Genomic DNA, 21,670 nt, shown 5'->3' with positions numbered 1-21,670 from the left:
CTAGAACCGGGCGCGCACGCCGACGAAGGTCCCACGCCCCGCGACGCCGTAGTTGCGGGTGGTCTCATAGACCTCGTCGCCGACGTTCTCGACCCGACCATAGACCTCCAGCGTCTCGTTGATCGGGTAGGACGCGCGCAGATCGACCAGGGTGTAACCCTTCAGACGCGCGGCGTTCGAGGCGTTGTCGAAGCTGTCGCCCGCGTGCTGGACCGCGACCGAGGTCGACAGTCCGAACGGCCAGACATAGCCGAGCGTCAGGTTGGCCGCATCCCTGGGGCGCCGCGCCAGTTCACGACCCAGGTTGGCGCCCGGGGTGCGGTTCTCGGTGTTGGTCCGGGTGTAGTTGGCATTGACCCGGAAGGACCCGATCTCATAGTCCGCCGCCAGTTCGAAACCGTCCGCCTCGGTCAGGGCGACGTTGTTGTAGTAGCCGAACCGGCGCACCCCATTGCGGAAGCACAGGGGCGCCGCCGCCGGCGTCACCGTGCCGGAGCAGGACACGAAGTCGATCTGGTTGGTCGTCTCGCGCGCGAACCAGGTCGCCGACAGAATCAGAGCACCGTCCAGCAGACGCTGTTCCATGCCCGCGTCCCAGCCATCCGCCTCTTCCGGCTGCAGAGCCGTGTTCCCGTAGTCGCTGTAGAGTTGATACAGGCTCGGCGCCTTGAAGCCCTGGCCGAAGCTGGCCCGCACGACGGTCGAGCCGTCGTTGAGAGACCAGGCCGCGGCCGCCTGGCCGAGGGTCTTGCCGCCGAAGGTGTCGTGCTCGTCGCGACGCACGCCGCCCGTCAGGGTCAGGCCGTCGACGACCTCCGCCTGCAGTTGAGCATAGACGCCGTCGAGGCCGACCTCGGCCGTCGCCGGCACAGGGTTCGGGGTGAACGAGGATGGCGAGGCGGAGCTGAAAGCGCTGTCCTCGTGCTCCGCGCCGAACGTCGCGGTCCAGCCTTTGCGGATATCCAGCACGCCCTGGTACTCGTAGCGCTTGTTCAGACCCTCGGCGGCGAAGGTGACATTGGTCGCCGCCTGATCGGGATTGAGCAGCGCCCGGTCCGTGCGGGTGTAGGCATAGGCGACCCGGTTGCTCAGGCGGCCGTCGAACAGGTCGACGTTCAGGCCCGTGTAGGTGACCAGCTCCTTGGTGCTCGATGTCTCGCGCGTGTCTCCGAAGGCGAACAGGGGCGCGGGGAAGCCATCTGAGTCGACGGTTCCGTCCGAATAGACGGCGCGCAAGTCGACCGAGACGCCTTCCAGGATGCGGACGTTGGCTCGGCCGCTCAGCCCGAAATTCTCGTAGCCGTCCTTCTCGCGTCCGCGCGCGAAGGCCGAGAAACCCTCCGTCTCGTAGTGCGATGCAGCCAGCCGCCAGCTCGCGCGCTCGATGGCCCCGCCTATGTTACCACGCAGATACGTCGTGCCGCGCGAACCGACCTCGGCGTCGATGCCGGCCTGGAACGGGCCGGTCGGTCCGGCGGTCACGATATTGACTACCCCGCCGATGGCCTGGGAGCCCCACAGGGTCGACTGGGCGCCGCGCAGCACCTCGATGCGCGCGATGTCGCCGACGAGCAGGTTGCCGAAATTGTAGCCGCCGCCGGTGCCCGAGGGATCGTTCAGCTTGACGCCGTCGATGACCGCGACCGTCTGGTCCGTCTCGGCGCCGCGGATACGCAGAGAGGTTGGGGAGCCGATCCCGCCGTTGCGCGACAGGGTCACGCCCGGCGTGCGGACCAGCAGGTCGGCGACGCCGACCGCCTGGCTGGTCCTGATGTCTTCCGTCGTCAGGACGGTGACCGACTGGCCGACGCGAGCGGCCGACTGGGCCGAGCGGTTGGCGGTGACCACCACGTCGTCCAGCAGGCTGGGGTCGGTGACGGATGTAGCGGTTTGTGCGCTCGCGGCGTTGGCGGCGAGCAGGAGCGCAGCCGTGGCGGCGCTGATGATCAGTTCGTTTCTCATGGGTCCAATCCCTCGTTTGACAACGAGCCGGCGCGCAGAACGGCCGCGATCGGACATGGAGACGCGCCCGGTCGCGACCGCGCAGCGATGCACGGCCCAACAGACGTCGCCATTCGGGATAGACCCCGTTTCGCTCGGCACACCACGTCCGCGCGAAGGACGACCACGACGGGCAGGTCTCCTGGCTCGCGGGTCAATGCCGGTGCGCACCGCCTTCCCAGGCTCTCCGGCTTTCGCCTTCGGGACCCAGTGGCTTTTGGTGCGCGGACTCGCCGCTTACAGTTGCGTGGGCAGCCCAGGTTTCACACCTGAGTTCCCTTTTCATCCCCATCACTGGGGAACCTGTCGCAGAGAGGCAATTAGGCCATTGCGCGAAGCTCGGCAATGGAGCGGTGCATGGCGACCACTCTCGTCCTCGCGGGGCCCGGGCAGCGGACGACGTCGTGCTGATCGCCGCCGTCCTGCCCCTGTCGCTGAAGTCCGCTACCGGCGCGCGACCTCGACGCCGCGCGCTTCCAGGATTTCCTGGACGCTGTCGTCTCCGGCGAGATGGGCGCTGCCGACGGCGATGAAGGTCGTGCCCGAACCGGCGAGCAGGGTCTGGATCTGGTCGGCCCAGGCGGTGTTGCGGCGGACCAGCAGCGCCTCATAGACCTCTTGCGATTCCGCCTTCATCTCGGCCACGCCGATACGGTCGATCGCCTCGACATCACCGGTGGCCCAGGCATCGACGAGGGCGTCGAGCTCGGTCGTGGCCTCGTCGAAATCCTCCAGCGTCGAACGCAGGAAGGCCAGCTGGGTGTCCTGCGACAGGCCGGCCAGTATCTCGACCTGCCGGTCGATGGTCTCCAGACCCGTGACCGGCTTGCCGGCCTCCTCGGCGCGATGCTTGAGGAGCAGTTCAACGCCCGACGCGGGATCGTAGCCGGCCTTCACCAGCGGGGCGACCGACAGGGACAGGGCCACCAGCCAGGGACGGAGCGGGTCGAACTGGGCGGCGCTGCCGCCGATCGAGCGCGCGGCGACATCGAGATGGGCCAGTTCCTCGGCCGTCAGCAGGCTGGACAGCGGGGTCTGGGGCGACAGGCCGTGTTGCTGGATCAGAGGCATCAGCGCGGACTGATCGTCGGGATTGGATATCTCGAAGATGACGTTCTGGCTGGCGTCGAAGGCGGCATCGACCTTGGCCGAACCCCAAGGGGTGTCAGGGCGCAGCACATGGACCGTGCCGAACAGATAGAGGGTCGAATCGGCGTCAGAGATGGACCACAGCGCCGGTCCGTCGCCAGCCGCCTGGACGATGGCGGGGTGGTCGTGAGCCGGGGCGGCGTCCTGGGCGAAGGCCTTCGGCGCGCCGGCCAGCAGGGCTGCGGCGAGGCTGACCCCGAGAGCGACGCCGACGGCGGTTCTCCCCATGGAGACGGTGGTGGTCTTCAGGCGGCTGATGAGCGTCATGCTGCAAAATCCTGCGGTTCGGAGAGGGAGGTCAGTGAATACCGCGGCGAGCGGCGGCGGCGATGGAAGACACGAGGTATACGGCCATCAGGATGCCGGTCAGGCCCCAGCCGCTGATTGTGTCCACCAGTCCCAGCCGTTCGGCGGCGGCGTAGAGGAACAGGGCGGTCTGCAGGGCCCAGAAGGCGATGGCGCTGGTCTCGGCCATGACCTGTCGCAGCATCTCGTCCGCGCGTCGCCAGAGCATGACGTTGGCCACGGTCTGGACGGCCAGGAGGACCGCGATGCCCGCAAACACAGTGTCGGCCGTCACGAGCGCCGAGGCATACATGGGCGCCAGGAACATCGCTCCGGCGAGCAGGAAGACGACGATCTGCAGAACCCCGCAGCCCTTGGGCACGGTCGATGGGCGCAGGGCCATGGTGATGGTGCTCAGGACGCCGATGGTGATCAGGGCAACCGCCATGGCCAGGGCCAGGCTGTCGGCCCACGGCATGTTGCGACCCTCGATGGCGTTGGCGAGGGCAGCGCCCGTGAGGGCGCCGACGGCGGCCAGGGCCAGACCGCCGAGGATCTTGACGACGAGCGGCTGGGTCGAGATTTTAGAACGCGACATGAGGCTCATGCTCCTGTGTCCGAAAAGATGGCTTCGATCGGTTGTTCAAAGACGCGTGCGATCTTGAAGGCGAGCGGCAGCGAGGGGTCGTAGCGGCCCGTCTCCAGGGCATTGACGGTCTGGCGTGAGACGCCCAGGGCGGCGGCCAGGTCGGCCTGGCTCCAACCCCGGTCGGCGCGCAGGGTTCTGAGATGGTTGTTCATGGGGTCATCGCCGCCTGAACCACCAGGCGGCCCAGGCGACGCTGTAGCCGACCATCTGGCAGCCCGTGACGATGGCGGTCCCCAACATCAGGATGGACTTGATCGGCGCCTCGCCGAGATCGCCAGCGCCGTAGAGCAGGGTCATCAGGATGACGCCGGCGAAGCACAGGCCGACGGTGGAGCCCCACCACCAGGCCCATTTGTGCGCTTCCTGCGCGGCTTCATCGAGACCCTTCCACCACCGGAAACAGGCCCAGAGGGCGGCGGCCATGGCCAGGGCGACGGCCGCGGCGATCAAGGCCGCGCCGCCCAGGCTGGCCTCGTCGGAGGTCGCGCTGACGACGCCGGCCACTGCGCCGGCAGCCATGCCCGCCAGGACGCAGACACCCATGACGGCCCCGTAGCGCCTCAAGGGATGTTCCGACACTCGAGCCTCCAGAGCCATGACACGCATCCTCATCGCAATGACAAGGCTGTTTTACACTCGTGGTCGCTGATGTCAAGCGACCTTGTCAGACGACAGGGCGACGGTCAATCAGGCCCCGGCGGCCTTGTCGTGGATCAGTTCCGGCCGGCTGAGGACGCGCGGCGCCTGGTCGATGGCGGTCAGCTGGGGCAGCTCCTTGCCCTCGTGATCGACCTGCAGGTCCTCGAACCGTTTGGCCGAGACCATGACCTGGCTCTCCAGCGAACCGACGAACTGGTTGTATTTGCCGACCGCCTGTTCCAGCGCCCGGCCGACGCCGGTCAGATGGCCGCCCATGACCGACAGACGTTTGTAGAGTTCCTTGCCCAGTTTCGCGACCTCGTCCGCGTTCCTCGACTGCTCCTCGGCCCGCCAGCCATAGGCGACGGCCTTGCACAGGGCGAACAGGGTCGAGGGTGTGACGATGATGACGCGCCGGGCCATGGCGTCGGTCATCAGTTCCGGTTCGCGATCCAGCGCCGCCGACAGGAAGGCGTCAGAGGGTACGAACAGGGCAACGAAGTCGGGGCTGGGCTTGAACTGGTCCTGATAGGCCTTGGCCGCCAGGTCGCGGACATGGTTCTTGATACTGGCGGCGTTGCGCGCCGACATGGCCGTATCGCGCGCCTCGTCGTCCGGCTCGGCGGCGTCGGGGAAGGCCAGCGGCACCTTGGCGTCGATGACGAACAGGCCGCCGCCCGGCAAACGCACCAGGAAGTCCGGCCGCATCTGGCGACCCTCGTCATTGGCGCTGGACGACTGTTCGGTGAAATCGAAGCGCCCGGCCATGCCCGCGGCCTCAAGCACATTGCGGCAGGTCTGTTCGCCCCAGCGGCCGCGCCGGCCGGTGTTGCCGCGCAGGACCTCGGTCAGCCGTTTGGCCTCGTCGCGGGTGGCGGTCGAGGCGATCATCAAGGCCGAGAGCTGTTCCTTGAGCGTGCCGGTCTCCTCCGCCCGCGCCTTCTCAAGCGCGGCGACCTGGGTCTCGAACTTGGCCAGGGTCTCGGCGACGGGCTTCAACTGAGCCTCCATCCGCTCGCGGGCGACGCGGTCCTGGGCCTGAAAGGTCTCGGTCGCGCGGGTGACCATCTGGTCGGCGATGATCTGGGCCGACTGGGCGGCCTGGGCGCGCAACAGGTCGCCCATCGTGGTGCGGCTTTCCTCGATCAGGGCGACCTTCTCGTGGGCCGAAGACAGGGCGCCCATCGCCTTCTGCCAGCCGAGGAAGGCCCACAGGAAACCGGCCGCGAGGGCCAGCGAAACGATGGCGAGGACGATCGAGAGCGTGTTCATGCTCCGTTCCTTAGCGGGAGTCGGGGCGGCGGGCCACGGTCGATCCGGACCCCAAAAACACAGTCCGAAGCGTCCGAAGAGGCCGGAGCGTCCGGAGCTTCCGACCGGGACTGAAGCGTTAGAGGGTCCATCGTTTCCCCTATAGCCGCTTGCTACGCCGGAAACGGACGCAGGGAGCTGTCAGCTCGCGTAGCGCGGGACCGGATACCAGTCCGGGTCGATAATCTGGTCCCAGCTGTAACCGGGAGACCCCTCAAACCCCTCGTCGGCGGTGGGGAGAAGACCACCTGTGACAAGCGATTTGACCGCGTAGTCGAAGGCGCCCGCGAGTTCGAGTTGCAGCCTGTTGTCGATCGTCGCCGTCCGGCGTTTGGAAAGCTCGCGCCTGAAGCCCCGGAGTTCTTTGCTCCAGTGCGGGATTGTCTCCGCCGGACCAACGAATTCGATCTTCAGCAGATGCTCGATGATGTTCTCGATCTGGCTTTCGCAGGCACGTTGCTCCGACTTGCCCAAGTCTTCGATCTCCTCGGCGAGATTGTCGTAGTCGAGAGCATTCTCGCCGCCCTTTCGAGACCGCAACGCGGACGCCTGAGCCTCCGTCCAGGCGACATAGTCCCGCTCATAGAGGTCGCTCGCCGGTCTGGTCAGGTCGTCCGCCATGACCGGCCTATATCACGCCGGTCGTCGCGCCCGAAGCGCCTGGACGATGGTGCCGTCGTCGAGCCAGTCGAGGTCGCCGCCGACGGGGACGCCTCGGGCCAGGGAGGTGATCTCGACCGCGTTCCCGGCCCCCGTCGCCCCGATCCGGTCGGCGAGATAGTGGGCGGTGGTCTGGCCGTCAACGGTGGCGGGCAGGGCCAGGACGACCTCGCGCACCTCGCCGCCCTTCACCCGGCCGACCAGTTTGCACACGCGCAGGGCATCAGGGCCGACTCCATCGAGCGCCGAGAGCAGGCCGCCGAGCACATGATATTTGCCGCGGAAGGCGCCGGACCGTTCCATGGCCCACAGCGAACCCGCCTCCTCGACCACGCAGATCAGGGCGTTGTCCCGGCTCGGGTCGGAACAGATCGAGCAGGGGTCGCGGGTGTCGGGGGCGCCGCAGACCGAGCAGGACACGACCTTGGCCGCCGTCTCCGCCAGAGAGGCGGCGAGGGGTTCGAGCAGCTGTTCGCGCTTCTTCAACAGGGCCAGGGCCGCGCGCCGGGCCGAACGGGGACCCAGCCCCGGCAGCTTGGCCAGGAGCGAAATCAGGCGCTCGATCTCGGGTCCGGCGGAGGCGGCCATTTGTCAGCAGATGGGGCTAGAAGAGTTTCGGCATGCCCGGGATGTTCATCCCCGCCATCGGGCCGGCGGCCTCGCGCATCAGTTCGCCATTGACGGCGTCCAGCCTGCGCTTGGCGTCGGCGTGGGCGGCGACGATCAGGTCGGACAGGATCTCGGTGTCGCCCGGGACCATCAGACTGTCGTCGATCTTCACCGAGGTCACCTCGCCGGCGCCCTTGAGGGCGATCGTGACGAGGCCGCCGCCGGAGGTTCCCTCCGCAGTGGTTTCGGCCATTTTCGCCTGGGCATCCTGCAGCTTCTGCTGCATCGCCTGGGCCTGCTGCATCAGGGCGTTGAGATCTTTCATAGGCTCTAGATAGGGCTCAATCCTCCCTCGCGCCAGCGGGGGAGGGGGACCGCCGCGCGCTTGCGCGGGGGTGGAGGGGGGACCCCGGACACGGTGCGTGGTTCCGCCCCCTCCACCACGCTTCGCGCGGTCCCCCTCCCCCGTTCGCTTCGCTCCTGGGGAGGATCAGTCGTTGTCCTCGTCCGCCTCATCCGGGATGGCCGGCATCTCGACGGAGGGCGCCAGGGTCCTGATCTCGCCGACCACGGCGCCGGGGAAGGCGGCCAGCACCGCCATGACGAAAGGATCGGCCTCGACCTCGGCGCGTTCCTCGGCGCGGCCGCGTTTCTCGACCTCGATCAGGGTCTCGCCGCCGCCCTGGCCGTTGGCGACCACGAACCACTGGCGGCCGGTCCAGTCCTTGAGCCGCGAGGACAGGCGGGTGGCGAGGTTGGCCGGGGCGCCGTCGACCGGCTCGTAGGTCAGGGTCCCGGGCTTGAACGACACGGGACGGACGTAGCGCTGCACGTCCATCTGCAGGGCGATCTCGCGCTTCTCGCCGATCAGGGCGACGACAGCCTCGAAGGTCTGGGGGTCGGGCAGGCTGGGCTGGGCCGCCGGACGCATGGCCAGCTGGGCCCCAAGAGCTGAAGCGCCGCCGCCCCCTCCCCCGCCGCCGCCGCGCGGCGCGCCTGAACCACCGCCTGGAGCCTCGCCGTTCTGCAGCTTCTTCAGCGCCTCTTCCGGGCCGGGCAGGTCGGCGGCGTAGGCGAGGCGGACGATGGCCATCTCGACCGCGTCAGCGGGGGACGGCGCGCGCCGCACCTCGTCCAGGGCCTTGAGCAGCATCGACCAGGTCCGCGACAGGGTCCCGGCCGAGACCGCCGCGCCCATGGCGGCCAGACGCTGGGCCTGGTCGTTGGGCAGGCGGGTGGCGTTGGGGCCCAGCATCTTGGCGACCGAGGCGGCGTGGCAGTGTTCCAGCAGGTCGTTGGTCACCTGAACCGGGTCGGCGCCGTAGCCGTAGAGGGTGCGAAAGGTCTCGATGGCCTCGGGCGTGCGCCCGGCCATGATCTGTTCGAACAGGGCGATGGTCTGGCTGCGATCGGCCAGGCCCAGCATGTCGCGGACGACGTCGGTCGCGACCGGCTCGCCACGTTCGCCCTGGACAAGGGCCTGGTCGAGCAGGGACAGGCCGTCACGGACCGAGCCCTCGGCGGCGCGGGCGATCAGGGCCAGGGCGTCGTCCTCGACCTTCATCCCCTCCTTGCCGGCGATCCGGGCCAGGTGTTCGACGAGGATTTCCGGCTCGACACGGCGCAGGTCGAACCGCTGACAGCGGCTGAGGATGGTCACCGGGACCTTGCGGATCTCGGTGGTGGCGAAGATGAATTTGGCGTGGGGCGGCGGCTCTTCCAGCGTCTTCAGCAGGGCGTTGAAGGCCTGGTTCGACAGCATGTGGACTTCGTCGAGGACGTAGACCTTGTAGCGGGCCTCGACCGGCGCGTAGCGGACGCTCTCCAGGATGTCGCGGATGTCGTTGACGCCGGTGTGGGACGCCGCGTCCATCTCCATGACGTCCATGTGCTGGCCGGCCATGATCGCCGCGTCGTGGCGGCCGAAGGCGGTCAGGGTCAGCGACGGCCTGTCGATGACGTCGGTCTCGTTGTTCAGGGCGCGGGCCAGCAAACGGGCGGTCGTGGTCTTGCCGACGCCCCGGACGCCCGTGAGCATGAAGGCGTGGGCGATGCGGCCGGTGGCGAAGGCATTGGTCAGGGTGCGGACCATGGCCTCCTGACCGATCAGGTCCTCGAAGGTCTTCGGCCGGTATTTGCGGGCGAGGACGGTATAGGCCTCACCGTCGCCTTCCACGGGAGCGGGTGTGGAGACGGGGATCGGTTTGACCGGTTTCGCTTCGACAGCAGGCGCGGCGGCGGGCGCAGGGGCGGGGGCGCCGAACATGTCGTCGGTGTTCTCGTCGCGCTCGGGAGCGTCGTCTTCCGCCCAGGGCGGATCTCCGGAATCAAGGTCGACGTCGGTCATGGGACCGTCTTACCGCGTGTAAGACGGTCCGTAGAGTCCTTGTGCGATCAGGACGTCATATCGCGGGGCAGCTGGCCGCCGTTGTCGACGATCTTCTGGATCACCTGCTTGTGGAGCCAGATGTTCATGGTCGCGCTGTCGGAGGTGTCGCCGGTGTAGCCGAGCTCGTCGGCCAGTGCCTTGCGTTCGGCCAGCGAGCTTTCCATGCCCAGCAGCTTCATCAGATCGACGATCGATGTCTGCCAGTTCAGCTTCTCGTCGCGGACGCTGTTCTTGAAGTCGAGGATGCCGGCGACATCGACGGGCTCGACGGGCTGGGGCGCGACGGCAGCGGCGGTCGTGATCGGCGGCTGGACGGGCGTCGCGGTCGGGGCGGGTTGGGGCGGAGCGCTGGGCGCCGGCTTGTCGCGGTTGAAGATCTTGCCGAGGATATTGCCGAGAATGCTCATGGGGTCGCTCCGGTTGAACTGGCCAAGGGAGCGAGCGGGACCGGCAGAGGTTCCCGCGCTCAAGCAGCAAGCGACCGCGTCGCGAGCGTTAGCGCACTAAAATGCTGCTCAAGCAGCGAGACGCCGCGCGTCGAGCGGTAGCGCAACACAAATGGAAGTGGAGACCGCGACCCGAAGGGGAATTCGTTGTGGCTGCTGCCTTCCGGCCCTGACCAGGTTGGCGAAGCCTTCGCCCGCGATCTCCGAGGTCCATATCGCGAATCGCGACGGCGAGATCAAGGCGCCTCTCCCCGGCGGCGAAGAAGGCGGGTAGGAAGCCGACATGGCCCTCTCCCTCCTCAATACCTTCGCCGGCAATCCGCTGGACCGCGCCGGAGACTTCCGCAACACGCCCGAATGGCTGGTCGAACAGGGCGAAAGCGCGGATGCGCTCGCCATGGTGTTCTGGGAGGGGCAGCCGCTGCTGGAGGATCATGCCGACGGGCCGCGCCTGGCCTGGCTGGCCCTGACCCATGCGCGCGGCGCGATCCGCGACGCCGATCGCGAGGTCTTCCTGGGGCTGTGGAAATCGGCGCCGGTGTTCGCCGTGGAATTCGAGGGACCGTCGGATCCGGCCGAGGGGCCGATCAAGGGTCTGGGCGCCTTCACCGGGATGCGGGAGGCGGCGGTGGTGCTGTCCGGCGCCGAGGCGGCCATGGCGGGCGGGGCCAAGTCGCTGTTCGACTGGCGGCGGAAGCACGGGTTCTGCGCCAACTGCGGGCATGAGACGAAATCGACGGCGGGCGGTTGGCGGCGGGTCTGTCCGTCCTGCACGGCCGAGCATTTCCCGCGCGTCGATCCGGTGACCATCATGCTGCCGGTGTTCGAGGGGCGCTGCCTGCTGGGGCGTCAGGCGGCCTGGCCGGCAGGACGGATGTCGGCCCTGGCGGGCTTTCTGGAGCCCGGCGAGACGATCGAGGAGGCCTGCGCCCGCGAGATCAAGGAGGAGGCGGGGCTGACGGTGACGGCCGTCCGGTACCACTCCAGCCAGCCCTGGCCCTTTCCGTCACAACTGATGATCGGCCTGATCGCCGAGGTGTCGGACGCGAACGCGACCCCGGACATGACCGAATTGGAAGAGGTCGCCTGGCTGACGAAGGACGAGGCGCGCGCGGTGCTGGCCGGCGCTCACGAGATTAAGGCCCCGCCGAAATTCGCCATCGCCCGGACGCTGATCCAGGCCTGGGTGGACGGGTTCGAGGTGGAATAGGGCGCCGCGTTCTCCCTCCCCCTCGGGGGAGGGAGAAAACTGCGTCTCAGACCAGTTTTCTGGCCGCCTCGAGATCCGCCGGATTGTCCACCGAGATCGGCGCCGCGTCGATCACCGCGGCCCAGATCGACAGGCCCAGCTCCAGAGCCCGCAGCTGTTCCAGCTTCTCGCGCTGCTCCAGCGGCGAAGGCGGGGCGGCGCAGAAACGTTTCAGGGCCTCGCGGCGGTAGCCGTAGACGCCGATGTGGCGCCAGACCGGCGCGTCGCCGTACAGGGTCGAGCGGGTGAAATAGAGGGCGCGGCCGTGTTTCTCGCCTTGCGCGATCGCCAGCACCGCCTTGACCACATCGACGTTGGACCGGTCCGAGACATCGGCTTCGGGCGCGACCAGGGTGGCGATGTCGCAGCCCGGCTCGCCGTGCAGCAGGGCCGCGCAGGCGGTGGCGATGCCAGGGTCGGCGAACGGCATGTCGCCTTGCAGGTTGATGATCGAATCATAGTCGCCGTCGGGATCCAGCGCCTCCAGCGCCGCCAGGACCCGGTCGGAGCCGCTGGGCAGGGCCGGATCCGTCAGGACGGCGCGGCCGCCGGCGGCCTCGATCACATCGACGATCTCCTGGTCGCCCGCCGCCACGGCGACCGGCAGGCCGGACAGGACGGCCTGTTCCCATGCCCGGATCACCATGGGTTTGCCGCCGATTTCGGCCAGCGGCTTGCCCGGAAGGCGGGTCGCTGACATGCGAGTCGGTATCAGTATCAAGGGCGTCACGGCAGGCCTTCCGGTCATGCGACGTCCGGACGCTCAAAGTGAGGTCCGGGGCCGGTTGCGAAGGCGGCGCTAGCGTGTAAGAGACCGCCAATCAAGATTTCGCCCGGTTTGCCGAGCCGGCCGGGCCTCTAGAAGCGGGATGCGACGACGCGATGAGCGGCGATCTGAAGTTGAACAAGATTTTCGGTGCGGGCCTGGGGACGGTATTCGCCATCCTTGTGGTCCAGCAGATTTCGAGCGCGGTCTATGCGACGCACGCGCCGGAAAAGATGGGCTATATGGTCAACGTCCCTGACGAGGCCGACGCGGGCGCCGCCGAGGTCGAGCTGGAGCCGGACTGGGGCACGGTTCTGCCGGCCGCCGACCTCGCCGCCGGTGAAGCCGCCTTCGCGCGCTGCCAGGCCTGCCACAACATCGCAGCCGGCGGCGCCGACGGCATCGGCCCGAACCTGTTCGGCGTCGTGGGCGGTCCGGTTCTGCACCGCGCCGGCTTCGCCTATTCGGACGCCATGATCGCGCACAAGGCCGAGGCTCCGGCCTGGGGCTACGACCAGCTGGACCAGTTCATCACCGCGCCGAACCGTTATGTCCCGGGCACCAAGATGTCGTTCGCAGGCCTGCGCGACACCCCGACCCGTATCAACCTGATCGCCTATCTGCGCAGCCAGGGTTCGGCCGGCTATGCGATCCCCGCGTCGGATCCCGCGCGTCAGCCCGGCGCCGCTCCGGCCGAGGGTGAAGTTCCCGCCGAGGGCGCCGTCGCCCCGGGTGCCGAAACGGCCACCGCCGGATCGGGCGGCCCCGCTGGCGCGGCTCCGACCGACGCAACGGCCGCAGGCGCTTCGCCGACCCAGACGACCCCGGTCGCTCCGCCGGCCGCGACGAGCGCCGCTCCGGGGAACTAGCGGCTTAGCCAAAATTTCAGGCTTCGAGCAGGCGGTCCTCCGGGGCCGCCTGTTTCGTTTGGGACACCCTTCTCGCCGGGGTGCACCGATGCTGGATCAGAGACGCCGGAAGACGGCGGGCTCGAAGCCGTCGGCCAGATAGCGGGCGTCGGCCTCGGCGAAAGCCTGAAGGGTCACCGCGCCGTGGAAGCCGGTGGCGTGGATGACGCGGGTCTCGTCCAGCATGAAGGCCGAATGACCGGTCCAGCTGTGGTCGCTGGAGACGTTCAGCCAGACGATGATGTCGCCGCGCCGGACCTGGTCACGCGAAACCGCGACACCGAGCTGGGCCTGGCCGTCGGAATGGCGCGGACCGGCGAGGCCGCAGGCGAACAGGGCCTGCTGCACCATGCCGGAGCAATCAGTCGCCAGAGACGAGCGGGCGCCGAGGCTGTGCGGCACGCCCAGCAGGCGTTCGGCCACAGCGACGGGATCGGTTTCGAACTCGCCGATGGGCGCGCTGTCGGCTGAGGCGTCGTCGACGAGGGCGTTGAGCGGCAGGGCGGCCGTAGCCGAAGCGATCCGACGGGTCGGAAGGCCGACATGCGGAACCAGCGCCGAGGCGTCCATCCAGCCCACCGTCCCGTCGCGACGGGCCTGGCCCCAGACGCGTCCGCCGCGCCGGTCGAGGACGTCGAAAATTTCACCGTGCAGAAGCTGGTCGATCCTGTCGGAGGCGGTGTCGGGCTCGGCGTGGATATCCGCGACTGGAACGGCGCCGCGCATCGGCTCGGTCGCGCGGAAGGTCTCGGCCCGGACGCGGCCTTCCAACGCCTGCGCGGCCAGATCGGGCCGGGCGAGGGTGGTGCGGGCGTCGAAGTCGGTCGGGAGGTCGTTCAAGCGAAGGCCCTGACGGTTGGCTCATACGTCTGCCAGACGAAGGCAAAAGTCCCGTTAATGGCGAGGTTTTTTGTGCGCGACCGCTCGCCGCGCCCCGGTCCGATCTCCGATCGGCCGCAGGACAGGCTCCGGCTCGCTGCTTAAGCCCGATCCGTGGACATCTTGAATCACAGGCCGGGAACGCCAGTTCAGTTCGACGTGATGGCGGAGGGGCCGATGCTGCTGATTCCGGGTTTGATGACGGCGGTGGTCATCGTGATTTTCGCGTCTCCGGACACCGGGATCGGGCGAGGTCTGAACCGCTGGCTGGTCGAGGAGCCTGCGCGGCGGTTGAACCGGATCCATCGCGGCAAGGCCGCCTTCTATGCCTTGCTGGCGGTGATCGCTTTCGTCCTGGTCCTGTTGTTCGAGGCGGACGGGATGCGGCTGTTCAGCTTCCTGCTGCCCGATACGCTGGTTTGGTTCGCGATGTTCGACGTGGGGGTGTTCGTCGACGCCCTGCTAATCACGGGCGCGATTCTGGCCACGAACGGGCTCAGAGCAATCCGGGCGCAGGCGACCGCCGTGCCCCGACAGGTTTCGGCGCTCCTGCGCAGGCGCGCGGCCCGAGCCCGCCGGCCGATCAGGCCGTCATCGCGACCGACCGGAAAGACCGCCGACGACGATGGCCCGGGATGGGCGGTTCAGCCCGCGTATCGCGCCTTCAGCATGGCGTAGGCGGCACGGAGGCTCTGCGCCTCTCCGCCCTCGGGATGACCCGGGCGGCTCCGGCTGTTCCAGGCGAAGACGTCCAGATGGGCCCAGGCGCCGCTGGTCGGGGCGAATTTCTGCAGGAACAGGGCGGCGGTGATCGACCCGCCTTGAGCCCAGGCCGCCGAGTCGTTGCGAACATCGGCGATGTCCGAGTCGATCGCTGCGCGATAGCCGGGCCACAGCGGCATCCGCCACAGGGGATCGCGCACGGCATCCGCCGCCGCCAGGAAGTCGGCCGCCAGCGCCTCGTCGTCGGTGTAAAGGGGCGGCAACTCCGGGCCGAGAGCGACACGGGCCGCCCCGGTCAGGGTGGCGAAGTCCAGGGTCAGGTCGGGGTCGTGCTCGCCGGCCCGTGCCAGGGCGTCGGCGAGGATCAGCCGACCCTCGGCGTCCGTATTGCCGATCTCGATGGTCAGGCCCTTGCGGCTGTTAAGCACATCGCCCGGCCGGAAGCTGTCGCCGGAGATGGCGTTCTCCACGGCCGCGACCAGAACCACCAGCCGGATAGGAAGGCCGGCCTGCATGACCAGTCGTGCCAGCGCCAGCGCATGGGCCGCGCCGCCCATGTCCTTTTTCATATTGCGCATGCCCGTGGCGGACTTGATGTCCAGCCCGCCGGTGTCGAAGGCCACCCCCTTGCCGACCAGGGCGATCAAAGGCCGGTCGGTCCGGTCCAGATTCCAGCCGATCTCGATGATCCGGGGCGCACGATGCGGGGCGGCAGCGCGACCGACGGCGTGGATGGCCGGGTAGTTCTCTTCCAGCAGGTCATCGCCGGTGATGACCGAGATCGACGCACCGTGGGCCTCGGCGATCTCGCGGGCGACGGTCTCCATCTGCAGGGGGCCCATGTCGGCGGGCGGGGTATCGACCATCTCGCGGGCCAGGGCGCAGGCAGCGGCGATGCGCAGAGCCTCGGCGACATCCAGCCCGTCAGGCGCGACCAGCCGCACCTCGGGCCGCTCCCGGGTCTTGTAACGATCGAAGACGTAGCGCCCTAGGAGGAAGGCCAGGGCCGCGACGCGGGCCTCCTCGGGTTCCTCCTCGAGCCGATAGAGGCCCTCGGGCAGTCTGGCCGAAAGGGCGCGGGCGCTCATCGGATCGAAGGTCTTGCCCGTCCCGACCAGCACGTGATCGATGCCGCCGTCCGCGTTGGGGATGACCAGGGTCTCGCCCGCCTTGCCCCTGAACCCCATCCGCGCGGCCCAGGCCTGGGCCGGGCCGTCGAGAGCAGCCTTGGGCCCGACGAAACGGACGGGTGTGGCGGTCGCCGCCCCGGGGCTGTCGGAGGGGACGAGGGCGTCGGGCGAGATCGCGGACATGGGGCGACTATTAACCAATGCTTGACGCGAAGCGCCGATTCTTGAGGGGCAGAAATCCGATTGGACCGTCCCATGTCGCGCACCCGGGCCTCAAGCTCAATCGCCCTGATCGCCCTGACCCTCGTGGGTGGTCTGGCCCTGACCGGTCCCGCCTCGGCCCAGACCGGACAGGCGGCCGCCCCGCGCGTGGCCGCCACGGCCGAACAGCGCGCCGCCTATGGCCGTCTCGACCCGCTGGCGCGTTCGGTCTTCTGGTCGCGCGAGGTCGAGGTCAATCCGGCCGATCCGGTCGCCGGGGTGAAACTGGCCGAGGCCTTGCGTCAGCTGGGCCAGCACGAACAGGCCGCGACCGTCGCCCAGCAGGTGCTGGTGACCCAGCCGCAGAACGTCGACGCCATGCTGGAGATCGGGCGCGCCCATATCGCGCGGGGTCAGGCCTTCTACGGCATCGCGGCCCTGGAACAGGCAAAAGCTCTGGCGCCCGGCGACTGGCGGCCTCTGTCGCTGCTGGGCGTCGCCTATCAGCAGGTGCGGCGCGTCGAGGACGCGCGCGCCGCCTGGAACGAGGCCCTGCGCCTGTCGCCGGACAATGCCGAGGTGATGAACAACGCCGCCATGGCCCAGATGACCGGCGGCGATCCGGCGGGCGCGGAGACGCTGCTGCGTCGCGCGGTGGCGCAGCCAAACGCTTCGCTGCAGATGCGGCTGAACCTCGCCATGGCCCTGGGACTTCAGGGCAGGATCCCGGAAGCCGAACAGATCATCCGCCGCGACCTGCCGCCGGAAGCCGCCGAGCGCAATCTGGAATGGCTGAGGAACCAGGTCCGGCCGGCGACGGCGGGGGTCGAAACCGACACCGCCTCCCCCGCCCTTGTCCGGACCTGGTCCTCGCTACAAGGTCAGTAGGGCTCAGCCGCCCTTGGCGTCGGCGAGCTCGAGACGGGCGCGCAGGCGTTCGTCGGTCGAGACGGCGCCGGCGATCGCATTGAAGCGATCCAGGGCCAGACCCGAGGCCGAGACGGCGGCGGCCATGGCGGCCTGCTGTTCCGTGGTCGGGGCCGTGCCGTCGGTCGGAGCCGCCGCGCGGACCTGAACCATGGCGGCCCCGAACTGGACGACCTCGGCGTCGGTCACCGAGGCGGCGACCGAACCGGCCGGCGAGTCCGGGGTGGCGAGGACGGCGAGGCGCGCCTGGAGCACTGCGTCGGTCGAGACGGCGGTGGCCAGGGCGTTGAAGGCGGTGATGTCCATGCCGGCGGACTCGATGGCGGCGGCCATGGCGGCCTGCTGCTCGGCGTTCGGGGCCGATCCATTGGTCGGCGAGGCGGCGCGGACGGCGGTCATGGCCGTGCCGAAGGCCTGAAGCTGGGCGTCGGAATATTCGGTCGCCCGGGTTGCGGTCGTCAACGGCGCGGCGGCGGAAGCCTGGGCGGCTCCGCCCAGCAGGGCGACGGCGGAAACGGCGGCGATCAGGGTCAGGCGCATAAAAAATCCTTGGCAATCTGAAGACATAAGCGTCGGGGACGGAAAGAACGGTAACCCGGCAATCGTTCCGGTGGCAAATCACCGGACCTGACGTGGGCGTGATGTCGCCGTCTTCTCCCCGTGGCGTCCAGCGCCTATATCGCGGGCATGATCGACGATCTCTACAGCACGCGCATCCTGACGCTGGCGGCCAACCTGCCGCACGCCGGCCGGCTGGCCGAGCCCGAAGGCACGGGCGAAAGGGTCGCCAAACTGTGCGGGTCGAAGGCGACGGTCGATGTCGTGCTGGATGCGGACGGCCGCATCGCCGACTTCGCCCAGGATGTGAAGGCCTGTGCGCTGGGTCAGGCTGCGGCGGGCGTGGTCGGCGAGGTCGTCATCGGCGCGACGACCGAAGAGCTGCAGTCCGCCCGCGACGCCATGCTGTCGATGTTGAAATCCGGCGGCGAGGGCCCCGAGGGCCGGTTCAAGGGCCTGCGCGCCCTGAAGCAGGTCGCCGGCTATCCGGCGCGGCATGCCTCCACCATGGTCGCCATTGAAGCGACGCTGGACGCGGTCTCACAGGCGTTGGATGCACGAACTCGTCTCGCCCTCGCGGGATGAGCGGTAGAATCTGATGGCGCCCGGCACTCTCTACGAACGCGGCGTCCGCGCGGCCCATCGGGGCTACAAGGTGACGCTCAGCCCCTTCTTCGGCCAGTCGTGCCGGTTCTTGCCCACCTGTTCGGACTATGGCCGCGACGCCCTGATCCAGCATGGTTTACGCAAGGGGGGATGGCTCACCCTGCGTCGGCTCTGTAAATGCCACCCATTCGGCGGGTCGGGATATGATCCGGTTCCGCCACGCAGCGTCGTTGCCCCGACGCGCGAAAGCGAAAAGTGACGAACACCCCATGATGATCGAACTGAAATTCCCCGACGGCGCCGTGCGCGAGTATGCAGCCGGATCGACCGCCCGGGACGTGGCCCACGCCATCTCGCCGTCGCTGGCCAAGAAGGCCGTTCTGGCCGAACTGAACGGCGAGCAGCGCGACCTGAACCGCGTGCTGGAGACCGGCGGCGACTTCCGCCTGATCATGCGCGACGACCCGGAGGCGCTGTATACCATCCGGCATGATGCGGCCCACGTGCTGGCCGAGGCGGTGCAGACGCTGTTCCCCGGAACCCAGGTCACGATCGGTCCGGCCATCGAGGACGGGTTCTATTACGACTTCTTCCGCGAGCAGCCCTTCTCGACCGACGACTTCGCCGCCATCGAAAAGGAGATGTCGCGGATCGTGGATCGCGACGCGAAGTTCGAGCGCGAGGTCTGGGACCGCGACGAGGCGATCACCTTCTTCGAGGCGCGCGGCGAGGCGTTCAAGGCCGAGCTGATCCGCGACCTGCCGGGCACGGAGACGATCACCCTGTACAGGCAGGGCGACTGGATCGACCTTTGCCGGGGCCCGCACTTCCCCTCGACCAAGTCGGTGGGCAAGGCCTTCAAGCTGACCAAGCTGGCCGGGGCCTACTGGCGTGGGGACAGCAATCGCGAACAGCTGCAGCGCATCTACGGCACCGCCTGGGCGACGAAGGAGGATCTCGACGCCTATCTGACCCGTCTGGAGGAGGCCGAGAAGCGCGACCACCGCAAGGTGGGCAAGGCGATGGAGCTCTTCCACATGCAGGAAGAGGGCCGCGGCATGGTCTTCTGGCACCCCAAGGGCTGGGTTCTGTGGCGCGTGCTGGAGGCCTATATGCGCCGCCGCCTGGACGCCGCCGGCTATGTCGAGGTCAAGACGCCCCAGGTGCTGGACCGCAAATTCTGGGAACAGAGCGGCCACTGGGAGAAGTACCGGCCCAACATGTTCGTCTGCGAGACGGTCGAGGGCGAGGAACTGAGCCTCAAACCGATGAACTGCCCGGGCCACGTGCAGATCTTCGATCAGGGCCAGCGTTCCTATCGCGAACTGCCCCTGCGCATGGCCGAGTTCGGCGCCTGCCACCGCTATGAGCCGTCCGGATCGCTGCACGGCCTGATGCGGGTACGCGGCTTCACCCAGGACGACGCCCACATCTTCTGCCGCGAGGACCAGATCGTCGAGGAGACGTCGAGCTTCATCGACCTCGCCCGCTCGGTCCACGCCGATCTCGGCATGGAAACGGCCTATATCAGCCTCGGCACGCGCCCCGACATGCGCGCCGGCAGCGATGAATTCTGGGACAAGGCCGAGGCCCTGATGGCCGAGGCCGCCCGCGCCGCCGGGACCGAGCCGGTCGTCACGCCCGGCGACGGCGCCTTCTACGCGCCCAAGCTGGACTTCATCGTCAAGGACGCCATCGGCCGCGAATGGACCTGCGGCACGATCCAGCTGGACTATGTGCTGCCGGAACGGCTCGATGCCACCTACATCGCCGAGGACGGCCAGAAACACCGGCCGGTCATGCTGCACCGGGCCATCCTGGGCTCGTTCGAGCGGTTCATCGGCATCATGATCGAGAACTACGCCGGGGCCTTCCCCCTGTGGCTAGCACCGGTGCAGGCGGTGGTCGCGACCATCACCTCGGACGCGGACGGCTATGCCGAAGAGGTCGCGGCGAAGTTCAAGGCGGCGGGCCTGCGGGTCGAGACCGATCTGCGCAACGAGAAGGTCGGCTACAAGGTGCGCGAGCATTCGGTCGGCAAGGTGCCGGTCATCGCCGTGGTCGGGCGGCAAGAGGCGGAAGAAGGCAAGGTCGCCATCCGCCGTCTTGGGTCGCAGGCGCAGACGGTCGTCTCGGTCGAGGAGGCCATCCGCATCCTGACCGACGAAGCCACGCCGCCGGATCTGAAGCGGCTCAAGACCGCCTAGAGTCCGCTGCCGAACACAGGAACCATCGGACGCAGATCTCCTTTTTGGTGCGCGCGCTGGGCGCATCAAAAAGGAATTTGCACCATGGCTGAGAAGACCCTCGACACCCTGTTCCACGACACGCTCAAGGACATCTATTACGCCGAGCGGAAGATCCTGAAGTCCCTGCCGAAGATGGTCCGCGCGGCGCAGTCGCCGGACCTGAAGGCGGCGTTCGAGAAACATATCGGCCAGACCGAGGTCCAGATCGAACGCCTGCAGCAGGTGTTCGAGATCATCGGCAAGCCGGCGCGTGGCAAGACCTGTGACGCCATCGAAGGCATCCTGGCCGAGGGCGACGAGATCGCCGAGGAGTACAAGGGCACGGCGGCGCTCGACGCCGGTCTTCTGGCCGCCGCCCAGGCCGTCGAACACTATGAGATCACCCGCTACGGCACGCTGAAGCGCTGGGCCCTGGTGCTCGGCATGAAGGACGCGGCCGCCTTGCTGGATGAGACCCTGCAGGAGGAAAGCCAGACGGACGAGGACCTGACGACCATCGCCGACGCCACCGTCAACGAACAGGCTACGCAGCCCAAGGCCGCCTAGGTACCCGTTTCTGTCCGAACGGAGCCGGCGGGAGCGATCCCGCCGGCTTCCACCTGCGCCTATGATCGTCCGTGCGGCTGTCGCCCTGGCGTCGACCTCGCCGTCACGGCCTCTGGCCGTCGATATTGCCGGGCGGCGAATAGCGGCAGGCCAGCACGGCCCGGTCGCCCCGGCTTGCGACCGCGCAGCCGACGTGGGTCGTGCCGCGCCAGATCAGTTGGGTGTAGTGGCCGACCGCGATCCAGTCGCCGGTGCGGCTGACGTCCGGAAAGACGCCGGGGCGATAGTCTCGCCGCTCCGTGATCCAGTCACCGACCATGTTCTCGGGCGTGAAGACCCGGTCGCCCCAGCCCATCCACAGGTTTTCGCCGTGGCCGTGCGGGCGCGGATCGTGGGCGAAACGGCCGCTGTCGATCAGTTCGACGGCCCAGTCGCGCGCCTCGGCCTCCAGGATGTCGCTCCAGATCAGCGGCTGGCTGTTGGCTTGCGCGCGCTCGCGGTTGTGGGCCGCCAGAAGGCGCGCCTCGACCTCGTCGGAGGGTCGGGCGTCGTCGGCGGGCGCGATGGGCTGCAGGGTCCGGGCCTGTTCCGAGGCCGGTTGGATCCAGACCCGTTCCTCCGCCGGACCGGACTGGGCGCAGGCGTTCATGGCCGGGGCGAGGACGGCGACGATTGCAGCGAGAAGGGATCGGGTGTTCATCGGGGAGCAATCCCCCGCGATGGGGGCTGTTCCAAGGCGAGACAACTCTTATCTTGACGTTGACGTAAACGTCGGCTTTAGACGCTTTAC

General features: G+C 68.4%; 24 protein-coding genes, 1 other RNA gene and 1 riboswitch. Of the genes, 8 read left to right on the top strand and 17 right to left on the bottom strand.

Going from position 1 to position 21,670, the window contains the following annotated elements:
- The 12 genes from ACP7A5_RS12575 to ffs all read right to left on the bottom strand — a co-directional run bounded on the left by ACP7A5_RS12575 (position 1) and on the right by ffs (position 10,346).
- Positions 1-1,962: a TonB-dependent receptor plug domain-containing protein gene (locus ACP7A5_RS12575; protein WP_426042235.1), complete on the bottom strand. Its 1,962-nt coding sequence runs from the start codon at positions 1,960-1,962 to the stop codon at positions 1-3.
- A 154-nt stretch (positions 1,963-2,116) separates the two neighbouring features.
- Positions 2,117-2,323: riboswitch (cobalamin riboswitch) on the bottom strand.
- 122 nt (positions 2,324-2,445) lie between these two features.
- Complete coding sequence (locus ACP7A5_RS12570) at positions 2,446-3,417, bottom strand: TraB/GumN family protein (RefSeq protein ID WP_426042234.1); 972 nt, start codon at positions 3,415-3,417, stop codon at positions 2,446-2,448.
- A gap of 31 nt (positions 3,418-3,448) precedes the next feature.
- Positions 3,449-4,033 (bottom strand): hypothetical protein, encoded by a 585-nt coding sequence (locus ACP7A5_RS12565; protein ID WP_426042233.1) that lies wholly within the window; start codon positions 4,031-4,033, stop codon positions 3,449-3,451.
- A gap of 5 nt (positions 4,034-4,038) precedes the next feature.
- Positions 4,039-4,236: a helix-turn-helix transcriptional regulator gene (locus ACP7A5_RS12560; protein WP_303695961.1), complete on the bottom strand. Its 198-nt coding sequence runs from the start codon at positions 4,234-4,236 to the stop codon at positions 4,039-4,041.
- Between the two features lie 4 nt (positions 4,237-4,240).
- Positions 4,241-4,663, bottom strand: a complete 423-nt coding sequence (locus ACP7A5_RS12555; protein ID WP_426042232.1) for a hypothetical protein — start codon at positions 4,661-4,663, stop codon at positions 4,241-4,243.
- 108 nt (positions 4,664-4,771) lie between these two features.
- Entirely contained in the window at positions 4,772-5,995 is a 1,224-nt protein-coding gene (locus ACP7A5_RS12550; protein ID WP_426042231.1) for a DNA recombination protein RmuC, read from the bottom strand.
- 180 nt (positions 5,996-6,175) lie between these two features.
- Positions 6,176-6,655 (bottom strand): DUF29 domain-containing protein, encoded by a 480-nt coding sequence (locus ACP7A5_RS12545; RefSeq protein ID WP_426042230.1) that lies wholly within the window; start codon positions 6,653-6,655, stop codon positions 6,176-6,178.
- A gap of 12 nt (positions 6,656-6,667) precedes the next feature.
- Positions 6,668-7,282: a recombination mediator RecR gene (gene recR, locus ACP7A5_RS12540; RefSeq protein ID WP_426042229.1), complete on the bottom strand. Its 615-nt coding sequence runs from the start codon at positions 7,280-7,282 to the stop codon at positions 6,668-6,670.
- Positions 7,283-7,298: 16 nt separating this feature from the next.
- Positions 7,299-7,628 (bottom strand): YbaB/EbfC family nucleoid-associated protein, encoded by a 330-nt coding sequence (locus tag ACP7A5_RS12535; protein ID WP_426038800.1) that lies wholly within the window; start codon positions 7,626-7,628, stop codon positions 7,299-7,301.
- A 165-nt stretch (positions 7,629-7,793) separates the two neighbouring features.
- Positions 7,794-9,650 carry a DNA polymerase III subunit gamma/tau gene (locus ACP7A5_RS12530; protein WP_426042228.1) on the bottom strand — a complete coding sequence of 619 codons (1,857 nt, stop codon included), beginning with the start codon at positions 9,648-9,650 and terminating at the stop codon, positions 7,794-7,796.
- Between the two features lie 47 nt (positions 9,651-9,697).
- Entirely contained in the window at positions 9,698-10,099 is a 402-nt protein-coding gene (locus ACP7A5_RS12525; RefSeq protein WP_426042227.1) for a DUF3597 domain-containing protein, read from the bottom strand.
- Between the two features lie 153 nt (positions 10,100-10,252).
- Positions 10,253-10,346: signal recognition particle sRNA small type (gene ffs / locus ACP7A5_RS12520), an RNA gene on the bottom strand.
- A 75-nt stretch (positions 10,347-10,421) separates the two neighbouring features.
- Between ffs and nudC the strand changes: the two genes are divergently transcribed.
- Positions 10,422-11,348, top strand: coding sequence for an NAD(+) diphosphatase (gene nudC, locus ACP7A5_RS12515; RefSeq protein ID WP_426042226.1), 927 nt, complete (start codon positions 10,422-10,424; stop codon positions 11,346-11,348).
- 46 nt (positions 11,349-11,394) lie between these two features.
- Here the strand turns inward: nudC and ACP7A5_RS12510 are convergent, their stop codons facing one another.
- The gene (locus tag ACP7A5_RS12510) at positions 11,395-12,117 is read right to left on the bottom strand and encodes a 3-deoxy-manno-octulosonate cytidylyltransferase (protein ID WP_426042249.1); all 723 of its coding nucleotides are present in this window, start codon (positions 12,115-12,117) and stop codon (positions 11,395-11,397) included.
- Positions 12,118-12,269: 152 nt separating this feature from the next.
- Here ACP7A5_RS12510 and ACP7A5_RS12505 point away from each other — a divergent pair, with 152 nt between their 5' ends.
- A complete protein-coding gene (locus ACP7A5_RS12505) occupies positions 12,270-13,022 on the top strand; it encodes a c-type cytochrome (RefSeq protein WP_426042225.1) in 753 nt (250 codons plus the stop codon).
- A 96-nt stretch (positions 13,023-13,118) separates the two neighbouring features.
- On the opposite strand, the gene ACP7A5_RS12500 is transcribed toward ACP7A5_RS12505, so the two are convergent.
- Positions 13,119-13,901 carry an NlpC/P60 family protein gene (locus ACP7A5_RS12500; RefSeq protein ID WP_426042224.1) on the bottom strand — a complete coding sequence of 261 codons (783 nt, stop codon included), beginning with the start codon at positions 13,899-13,901 and terminating at the stop codon, positions 13,119-13,121.
- A 216-nt stretch (positions 13,902-14,117) separates the two neighbouring features.
- Between ACP7A5_RS12500 and ACP7A5_RS12495 the strand changes: the two genes are divergently transcribed.
- Positions 14,118-14,618, top strand: a complete 501-nt coding sequence (locus tag ACP7A5_RS12495) for a hypothetical protein (protein ID WP_426042223.1) — start codon at positions 14,118-14,120, stop codon at positions 14,616-14,618.
- Here ACP7A5_RS12495 and ACP7A5_RS12490 read toward each other — a convergent pair.
- Positions 14,585-15,976: a leucyl aminopeptidase family protein gene (locus tag ACP7A5_RS12490; RefSeq protein ID WP_426042222.1), complete on the bottom strand. Its 1,392-nt coding sequence runs from the start codon at positions 15,974-15,976 to the stop codon at positions 14,585-14,587. The two genes, ACP7A5_RS12495 and ACP7A5_RS12490, sit on opposite strands and share 34 nt — an antisense overlap.
- A gap of 72 nt (positions 15,977-16,048) precedes the next feature.
- Here ACP7A5_RS12490 and ACP7A5_RS12485 point away from each other — a divergent pair, with 72 nt between their 5' ends.
- Positions 16,049-16,882 (top strand): tetratricopeptide repeat protein, encoded by an 834-nt coding sequence (locus ACP7A5_RS12485; RefSeq protein WP_426042221.1) that lies wholly within the window; start codon positions 16,049-16,051, stop codon positions 16,880-16,882.
- A gap of 3 nt (positions 16,883-16,885) precedes the next feature.
- Here the strand turns inward: ACP7A5_RS12485 and ACP7A5_RS12480 are convergent, their stop codons facing one another.
- Positions 16,886-17,461, bottom strand: a complete 576-nt coding sequence (locus ACP7A5_RS12480; RefSeq protein WP_426042220.1) for a DUF4168 domain-containing protein — start codon at positions 17,459-17,461, stop codon at positions 16,886-16,888.
- Between the two features lie 147 nt (positions 17,462-17,608).
- On the opposite strand from ACP7A5_RS12480, the gene ACP7A5_RS12475 reads away from it, so the two are divergent.
- The 4 genes from ACP7A5_RS12475 (at position 17,609) to ACP7A5_RS12460 (ending at position 20,880) form a co-directional block, all read left to right on the top strand.
- Complete coding sequence (locus ACP7A5_RS12475) at positions 17,609-18,064, top strand: iron-sulfur cluster assembly scaffold protein (protein WP_426042248.1); 456 nt, start codon at positions 17,609-17,611, stop codon at positions 18,062-18,064.
- A gap of 13 nt (positions 18,065-18,077) precedes the next feature.
- On the top strand, positions 18,078-18,344 hold the full coding sequence (gene yidD / locus ACP7A5_RS12470; RefSeq protein ID WP_426038812.1) for a membrane protein insertion efficiency factor YidD: 267 nt from the start codon (positions 18,078-18,080) through the stop codon (positions 18,342-18,344).
- A gap of 13 nt (positions 18,345-18,357) precedes the next feature.
- Entirely contained in the window at positions 18,358-20,292 is a 1,935-nt protein-coding gene (thrS, locus tag ACP7A5_RS12465; RefSeq protein WP_426042247.1) for a threonine--tRNA ligase, read from the top strand.
- An 84-nt stretch (positions 20,293-20,376) separates the two neighbouring features.
- The gene (locus tag ACP7A5_RS12460; protein ID WP_426042219.1) at positions 20,377-20,880 is read left to right on the top strand and encodes a ferritin-like domain-containing protein; all 504 of its coding nucleotides are present in this window, start codon (positions 20,377-20,379) and stop codon (positions 20,878-20,880) included.
- Between the two features lie 103 nt (positions 20,881-20,983).
- Here ACP7A5_RS12460 and ACP7A5_RS12455 read toward each other — a convergent pair whose 3' ends face one another.
- Positions 20,984-21,580: a CAP family protein gene (locus ACP7A5_RS12455; protein ID WP_426042218.1), complete on the bottom strand. Its 597-nt coding sequence runs from the start codon at positions 21,578-21,580 to the stop codon at positions 20,984-20,986.
- Positions 21,581-21,670: the final 90 nt, after the last annotated feature.

This window comes from Brevundimonas sp. TWP2-3-4b1 (genome assembly GCF_049897665.1).
Lineage (GTDB): Bacteria > Pseudomonadota > Alphaproteobacteria > Caulobacterales > Caulobacteraceae > Brevundimonas > Brevundimonas subvibrioides_B.
The sequence above is the reverse complement of the archived record's forward strand: the minus strand, read 5'-3'. Positions and strand labels throughout refer to the sequence as shown.